The organism is Micromonospora sp. NPDC049089, assembly GCF_040648775.1.
Classification (GTDB): Bacteria; Actinomycetota; Actinomycetes; order Mycobacteriales; family Micromonosporaceae; genus Micromonospora.
In genome coordinates this window covers 1-8,062 of sequence record NZ_JBEZEH010000272.1, presented here as the reverse complement: position 1 = coordinate 8,062, position 8,062 = coordinate 1, and the positions used below count along the sequence as shown (strand labels likewise).

The following is an 8,062-nucleotide window of genomic DNA, read 5'->3' as shown; positions in this document are numbered from 1 at the left end:
ACCACCGGTGACGTTCTCAACGCCGCCCAGCAGGCCGCGTTCGAGCGCTACATCACCGGCGGCGGTGGGTACGTCGGCGGACCGTCCGGGAGGAGCGCGGCACGCCGGCGCGCGGCCAGGGCGCCGAGCAGCGGCGTACGCCGCGCAGCACCCGGTCCGGCGACCCGTTCCGGCCGGCTTTGCAGGTGCTCGACGGCGGTCGGGCCGCCGCCCGGGCCGGCCGGCGCGACGCTCCGGCCGCCGGACGCGGTGGGGTGGTGCGCACCGTCGTACCGCGTACCCCCCGTGGCCCGGGTGGCGACGAGCCGCCGCCGCGTCGCCGGACCACGCCACGCGCGCCGCGGCGCACCGACCGACCGGCGGCCCGGCGGCCCGCGCGAAAGCCACGACGTCCGCCGAAGCTGGCCGACTCGCGGCTGCGGCTGCGGCTGGGCACAGTGCTCGCCCTGACGCTCTTCGCCACCATCGGGATCCGGCTGATCTTCCTCCAGACGGTCGACGCTCCGGCGTACGCCGGGGGCGGCATCAGCGACCGCCTCCGCACCGTCGAGCTGCCGGCGCCGCGGGGCGCGATCTACGACAGCACCGGCGCGCCGCTGGCCCGCAGTGTCGAGGCACGGTACGTGTACGCCGACCCGACCGAGGTGGAGGATTCGGCCGCCGTCGCCAAGGCGCTCTCCCCGCTGCTCGGCATCGCGGTGTCGAAGCTCGTCGAGCAGATGAAGCCCCGCAAGCTGGACGACGGCAAGCCGTCCCGATTCGTGTACCTGGCGCGGGGAGTGGAGATCTCCACCGCCAAGCGGGTGCAGGCGCTGGAACTGTCCGGCATCGGGGTGCACCGCGACGAGCGCCGTGAGGTGCCCGGTGGTGACCTGGCGGCCAACCTGATCGGCTTCACCAGTCAGGACATGGTCGGGTTGGAAGGGCTGGAGGCCCGCTACGACGACGTGCTCGCCGGTCAGGACGGCAAACGGGTGTACGAGGCCGGCCTCGGCGACCTCGCCGCGCCGATCCCCGGTGGCTACAGCCGGACCACTCAGGCCAAGCCGGGCAGCTCGCTCGCTCTCACCCTCAACCGCGACCTTCAGTTCCGAACCCAGCAGATCCTCAGCGCGGGCATGGCCAAGGCGCCGGGCGGCACCGGCGCGGCAGTGATCATGGAGATTCCCTCCGGCGCGGTCCTGGCGCAGGCCAGCAACCCGACGTACAACGCGGCGAAGCCGACGCCCAGCGACCCGGTGGCCCGGGAGGACGCCGCGACCAGCTTCGTGGTCGACCCCGGCTCGGTGCACAAGGCCATCACCTACGGCGCGGCGTTGCAGGAGGGCGTGATCACGCCGGACACCACGCTGCCGATCGCCAACAGCATCGAGATGGGCGACACCTGGTTCTCCGACACACACCCGGCCGACGGCAGGCGGATGAGCGTGCCGGGGATGCTCGCCTACTCGTCGAACGTCGGCACCATCACCATCGCCGAGAAGCTCGGCCGGGACCGGTTGATCGACTACCAGAAGCGGTTCGGGCTGGGTAAGCCGACCGGCGAGGGGATGCCCGGGGAGGCCAGCGGGCGACTGCTTCCGGCCGACGAGTGGAGCGGGTCGTCGCGCGGGTCGGTGCCGATCGGGCACAGCGTCGACGCCACGCCGTTGCAGATGGCCGCCGCGTACGCCGCCATCGCCAACAACGGCACGTATGTGCAGCCGCACCTGGTCAAGGAGGTGATCGGCCCGGACGGCAAGCGCACCCCCGCGCCGGCCCCGGTGACCCGGTCGGTGCTCAGCCCGCAGAACGCGGCGGCCCTGCGCACCATGCTGGAGGCGGTCACCACCGTCGACGGCGCCACCGGTGTCACCGCAGCGGTCCCCGGTTACCGGGTCGCCGGCAAGACCGGGACCGGGTGGCGGCTGGTGAACGGCAAGAAGCAGCCCGGTGAGGTGTCCTCGTTCATCGGCATGGCCCCCGCCGAGAACCCCCGCTACGTGATCGCCGTCTTCGTCTACGCGCCCAACGGCGGGGGCGCGGCGATCGCCAATCCAGCGTTCCGCGACATGATGCAGTTCACTCTGCGTCACTACCGCGTGCCACCCTCGACCGGCGGATCCGCGCCCAAGTTCGTGGTCTATCCGCGCTGAGCAGCGATGGCGGGACATCATCGGTGAGTGCCGACGAACCACCGGGGCGGCTGTGCGGCCGGAACCGGACGACCGGGTAGGGTCTGACGCCGTGCCCGGCAATCCACGTCCACGTACCGTGACCGGAGTCCGGCTCGGTGATCTCGCCGTCCGGCTCGCCGTCGACCTTCCGGCGGACGCCGCCGCGGTGGTCGTCTCCGGGGTCACCCACGCCAGCCAGGAGGTTCGCCCCGGCGACCTGTACGCGGCGCTGCCCGGTGCCCGTCGGCACGGGGCGGAGTTCGCCGCCGGTGCCGTCGAGGCGGGTGCCGTGGCGCTGCTGACCGACCCGGCGGGTGCGGAGTTGGCGGCGGGAACCGGCCTGCCCGCCCTGGTGGTGCCCGACCCGCGTGCCGTGCTCGGCGAGCTGGCCTCGGCCGTGTACGGCGACCCGACCGCCGACCTCACGGTGATCGGGGTGACCGGCACCGCGGGCAAGACGTCCACCGCGTTCCTGATCGAGTCGGGGCTGCGGGCCGCCGGGCACACCACCGGGCTGGTCGGGACTGTGGAGACCCGCCTCGGCGATCTGGTGATCGACAGTGTGCGCACCACCCCCGAGGCGACCGACCTGCACGCCATGCTGGCCACCGCCCGCGAGCGTGGGGTCACCGCCGTGGTCATGGAGGTCTCCAGCCACGCGCTGGCCATGGGCCGGGTGGGCGGGGTCCGGTTCGCCGTCGGTGGTTACACCAACTTCGGCTCCGACCACCTGGACTTCCACGCCGACAGCGACGACTACTTCGCCGCGAAGGCCCAGCTCTTCGACGGGCGCTGCGCGGTCGAGGTGCTCAACCACGACGACCCGGCGTTGAAGCCGCTGCTCAAGCCGACCACCGTCACCTACTCGGCGGCCGGTGAGCAGGGCGCTACCTGGTGGGCGGACGGTGTGGGTGGCGAGGGGTACGCGCAGCGGTTCACCGCACACGGCCCGGACGGCGTGGCAGTGTCCGCCGGTGTCGCGCTGCCCGGCCGGCACAACGTGGCCAACGCGCTGCTGGCCATCGCCGCACTCGTCGGCGCCGGGGTGGACCCGGTGACCGCTGCGACCGGTGTGGCTGCCTGCGGGGGCGTCCCGGGCCGGCTGGAGCTGGTCGACGTCGCCGCGCCGGTGCGCGGGGTGGTCGACTACGCCCACAAGTCGGACGCGATAGTGGCCGCGCTTGCCGCGCTGCGCGAGTTGAGCGCCGGCCGACTGATCTGTGTGATCGGCGCCGGTGGGGACCGGGACCGGGGCAAGCGGCCGGTGATGGGTGCCGCCGCGGCGGAGGGAGCCGACGTGGTGCTGGTGACCGACGACAACCCGCGCACCGAGGATCCGGGGGAGATTCGCGCCGAGGTGCTGGCCGGGGCGTACCGGGCCGGCACGGCCGCCCGGATCATCGAGGTGGCGGGCCGCCGCGCCGCTATCGACGAGGCGGTGCGGCTGGCGGAGCCGGGCGACGTGATCGCGCTGCTCGGCAAGGGCCACGAGCGCGGCCAGGAGGTGGCGGGTCAGGTGCTTCCGTTCGACGACAGCATCGAGTTGGCCGAGGCGCTGCGGGCCCGCTTCGGGGACCTGGCGGGTCAGCGGTGATCACGCTGAGCCTGGCCGAGGTGGCCGCGGCGGTCGATGGGCGGCTGGTGGCCGCCGACCCGGCCACCACAGTGACCGGTTCGGTGGAGTTCGACTCGCGCAAGGTGGGGCCCGGCTCGCTCTTCGTGGCCTTCCCAGGGGAGAAGGTCGACGGGCACGACTACGCGGCGACCGCGATCCAGGCCGGCGCGGTGGCGGTCCTCGGCAGCCGAGAGGTGCCCGGGGTGCCGATGGTGCTTGTCGACGACGCCCTGACCGCGATGGGCCGACTGGCCCGCGCGGCGGTGGACCGGCTGACCGGGCTGACCGTGATCGGCGTGACCGGCTCGTCCGGCAAGACCACCACGAAGGACCTGATCGGGCAGCTCACCTCCCGGCTCGGGGCCACTGTCGCGCCACCCGGCTCGTTCAACAACGAGCTGGGGCACCCGTACACCGCCCTGCGGGCCGACCCGGACACCCGTTACCTGGTGATGGAGAAGGGCGCGCGCGGGATCGGGCACGTCCGTTACCTGTGCGAGCTGGTGCCGCCCCGGATCTCCGTGGTGCTCAACGTCGGCACGTCGCACATCGGCGAGTTCGGCTCGCAGGACGCCATCGCCGTGGCCAAGGGCGAGCTGGTCGAGGCGCTGCCGCCGGACGGGCTGGCCGTGCTGAACGCCGACGACCCTCTGGTGGACGCGATGGCGGGCCGCACGCAGGCCCGGGTGGTCCGCTACGGCGAGGCGTCCGACGCCGACGTGCGCGCCGAGGACGTCACGCTCGACGTGCGGGGACACGCGTCGTACACCCTGGTCACCCCGGAGGGACGCGCGCCGGTGCGGCTCCGACTGGCCGGCCGCCACCAGGTCTGGAACACCCTCGCGGCGGCGGCGGTCGCCCGGGAACTGGGCATGCCGCTGGCCGAGCTGGCCACGGCCCTCGGCGAGCTGGGGCTGGTCTCGACCCGACGGATGGACGTCTTCGACCGCCCCGACGGGGTGACCGTGATCGACGACTCGTACAACGCGAACCCGGCCTCGATGGCGGTAGCGGTGCGGGCGCTGGCGAGCATGGGCCAGGGGCGGCGTACCGTCGCGGTGCTTGGTTACATGGCCGAGCTGGGCCCGTTCGAGTACGACGGCCACGCCGAGGTCGGCCAACTCGCGGCCGAGCTGGGTGTCGACCGGCTGCTCGTGGTGGGTGAGCCGGCCGCGCCGATCCACGAAGGCGCGACAGCGGTAGCAAACTGGGGAGGAGAGTCGGTGCTGCTCACCGATCAGGCGGCGGCCGTCGAGGTGCTGCGCAGCGAGCTACGACCGGGCGACGTCGTCCTGGTCAAGGGCTCCCGGTACCGGACCTGGGAGGTGGCCGACGCACTGCGCGCCGACGCCGGTGGGGAGCCGACCCGATGAGGGCGGTCATCGTCGCCATCGGGGTGGCCTTCCTCGTCTCGCTCTTCTGCACCCCGATCGCGATCAAGGTGTTCACCCGGCTCAAGGCCGGTCAGCCGATCCGGTCGGACGGCCCCGCCATGCACCAGGGCAAGAAGGGCACGCCCACGATGGGTGGCGTGGTCTTCATCCTGGCCACTGTGATCGCGTACGTGGCCGGGCACCTCGCCCTGACCACGCTGCCGGATCAGCAGATCGCCCAGGTGGAGCCGACCATCACCGCGCTGGTGCTGCTGGGGCTGATGGTCTTCTCCGGCGCCGTGGGTTTCCTCGACGACTTCCTCAAGGTACGCAAGCGCAACAGCGCCGGGCTGAACAAGCGCGGCAAGTTGCTCGGGCAGATCCTGGTCGGTGCGGTCTTCGGGGTGATCGCGCTGTGGTTCCCGAGCACTATGACAAACGGTTCGGGCCTGGCGACAAACACCGAGACGGTGGGCAGCACCACGCTGAGCTTCATCCGGGACATCGACTTCCTGGAGGTCAGCAAGGTCGGCGCGGTGATCATCTTCATCTTCGTGGTGATGGCCGCGACGAACGGCGTCAACCTCACCGACGGCCTGGACGGCCTGGCCACCGGCGCGTCGGTGATGGTGCTCGCCGCGTACGCGCTGATCGCGTTCTGGCAGTACCGGCACTGGTGCGCCGACCCGAACTACACCCAGCCGTACTGCTACGAGGTCCGCGACCCGTTGGAGATCGCGTTGATCGCCGGGGCGGCGGCGGGAGCCTGTGTGGGCTTCCTCTGGTGGAACACCTCCCCGGCGCGGATCTTCATGGGCGACACCGGGGCGCTGGGGCTGGGCGGTCTGATCGCCGGCATGGCGATGTCCACCCGCACCATCCTGCTGCTGCCGATCATCGGCGGGCTCTTTGTGATCATCACGATGTCCGTGGTGATCCAGATCATCTCCTTCAAGACCACCGGTAAACGGGTGTTCCGAATGTCCCCGCTCCAGCACCACTTCGAGTTGGCCGGCTGGAGCGAGGTCAACATCGTGGTGCGCTTCTGGATCATCGCCGGCATCGGCGTGGCCATCGCCCTGGGCCTGTTCTACAGCGAGTTCCTCGCCAACATGACCTGAGCCGCAGGGACCAACACCCCGCGCCCATCCCCTCATCCCGTCGATCTTGCACTTTCGGCTGGCGGAACGTCCTCTCCTGGGTGTTTTGCCGGTGCACAAAGTGCAAGATCGACGCGGGAGGGCGGCGTGGGGGCGGCGTGGGGGCGGGTTCGACACGCCCGGTGAGGCGTTGTGGGGCGGTGGGGCGTGTTCAGCGGTGATGATGTCGGGGTGGGGGAGGAAATCGGCACCGAGGATGAGACTGTCGGACGACCGCGACGGTCGCCGAGCGCGGCGCGTACACCGGTGGCTGCCGGGGCGCGCGGTTCGGAGCGCGGCGCGGCGGCCCGCGAACCCGGACCCGGGGCACGGGAGCCCGGGGCGGCGGGACGGGGGCCGGAGGCCGTAGCGGCGACACCGCCGCGCGGGTTCGACGCGGCCGGCGGGCTCGCCGCGCTGCGCGGCCTGCTGGACCGGCCGCTGACCTCCTACTACCTGCTGCTGTCCTGCGCCGGCCTGCTGCTGCTGATCGGGCTGACCATGGTCTTCTCGGCGACCAGCGTGAAGGACTACGCCGAGGACGGCAACGCCTCGGCCTCGGTGACCAAGCAGGCCATCTTCGCGGTGATTGGCATCGGCGCGTTCTGGGTCTGCCAGCGCCTGCCGGCCAGCACCTACCGCTCGCTGGGGCGGCCGCTGCTGTTCGCCTCGGTCGCCCTCCTGGTGGTGCTCAACCTGCTTGTCGCGATCGCCCGCCTGACCAAGCAGGAGTCGGCCAGCTTCGGGCCGGTCGAGGCCCGGCTGAACTGGCTGTTCGTCGGCGGAATCCAGCTACAGCCCTCTGAGTTGGCCAAGTTCGCGATGGTGCTCTGGGGTGCGCACCTCGTCGCCCGAAAGGGCGCCGCGCTCGGGTGGTGGCGCGAACTGGCCACCCCGCTCTTTCCGGTCGTCGGCCTGCTCTTCGTCCTGGTCGGCTACAACGACACGGGCACGATGCTCTGCCTGCTGGCCCTGGTCGTGGGCCTGCTCTGGGCCGCCGGGGTGCGGATGCGGGTCTTCGGGGCCCTGGCCGCGGCCGGGCTGGTCGGGATCGGCCTGCTCGTGGCGGTGGCCTCACTGGGCGCCGGCTCCGGCGAGCGCGGCGCGGACAACTACCGCCTCGCCCGGCTGGACATGTTCTTCAATCCACCGGACCCGGAGACCTGCAAACTCAACGACTGCCTCCAGTTCTACCAGGGGCGGCTGGCCATCGAGCACGGTGGCTGGTTCGGTGTCGGGCTGGGCAAGGGCAGCCTGAAGTGGGACTGGCTCCCCGAGGCGCACAACGACTTCATCTTCGCGATCATCGCCGAGGAGCTGGGCGTGATCGGGTGCGTCGTGGTGCTCAGCCTCTTCGCGGTCCTCGCGTACACCGGTTTCCGGATCGCCCGGCGGGTCGACGACCCGTTCCGCCGGCTCGCCGCAACCGCCGTGACCACCTGGCTGGTCAGCCAGGCCGTGATCAACATCGGTGGGGTGGTGGGGCTGCTGCCGATCACCGGTCTGCCGTTGCCGTTCATCTCCGACGGCGGAAGTGCCCTGGTGGTGACGTTGGCGGGCATCGGCATGCTGGCGTCCTTCGCCCGCGCCGAACCCGATGCGGCCAGAGCACTGCATGCCCGTCCGCCGGCCCGGTGGGTCCGACTACTCTGGGCCCCGTTGCCGCCGCGTCCCGGCCGGCGTCGCCGTGGTCGGCCTCGGCGAAGGCAAGGACGACCAGCTTCACGGGGATGCCGAGCTTGCGTTGCACGGCGATCACGATGCCGCCCTTGGGGGTGC

General features: G+C 71.9%; 5 protein-coding genes. All 5 read left to right on the top strand.

Going from position 1 to position 8,062, the window contains the following annotated elements:
- The first annotated feature begins 185 nt into the window (after positions 1–185).
- Positions 186–2,135, top strand: coding sequence for a penicillin-binding protein 2 (locus AB0B48_RS30580; RefSeq protein WP_357207574.1), 1,950 nt, complete (start codon positions 186–188; stop codon positions 2,133–2,135).
- 52 nt (positions 2,136–2,187) lie between these two features.
- Positions 2,188–3,750: a UDP-N-acetylmuramoyl-L-alanyl-D-glutamate--2,6-diaminopimelate ligase gene (locus tag AB0B48_RS30575; protein WP_357207571.1), complete on the top strand. Its 1,563-nt coding sequence runs from the start codon at positions 2,188–2,190 to the stop codon at positions 3,748–3,750.
- Positions 3,747–5,144: a UDP-N-acetylmuramoyl-tripeptide--D-alanyl-D-alanine ligase gene (murF, locus tag AB0B48_RS30570; RefSeq protein WP_357207568.1), complete on the top strand. Its 1,398-nt coding sequence runs from the start codon at positions 3,747–3,749 to the stop codon at positions 5,142–5,144. Before AB0B48_RS30575 ends, murF begins: the two co-directional genes overlap by 4 nt.
- Positions 5,141–6,265, top strand: coding sequence for a phospho-N-acetylmuramoyl-pentapeptide-transferase (mraY, locus tag AB0B48_RS30565; RefSeq protein WP_030334519.1), 1,125 nt, complete (start codon positions 5,141–5,143; stop codon positions 6,263–6,265). The genes murF and mraY overlap by 4 nt, the downstream gene beginning before the upstream one ends.
- Before the next feature lie 435 nt (positions 6,266–6,700).
- Positions 6,701–8,062, top strand: a 1,362-nt coding sequence (locus AB0B48_RS30560; RefSeq protein ID WP_357207577.1) for a putative peptidoglycan glycosyltransferase FtsW, incomplete at its 3' end; no start/stop codon positions are given.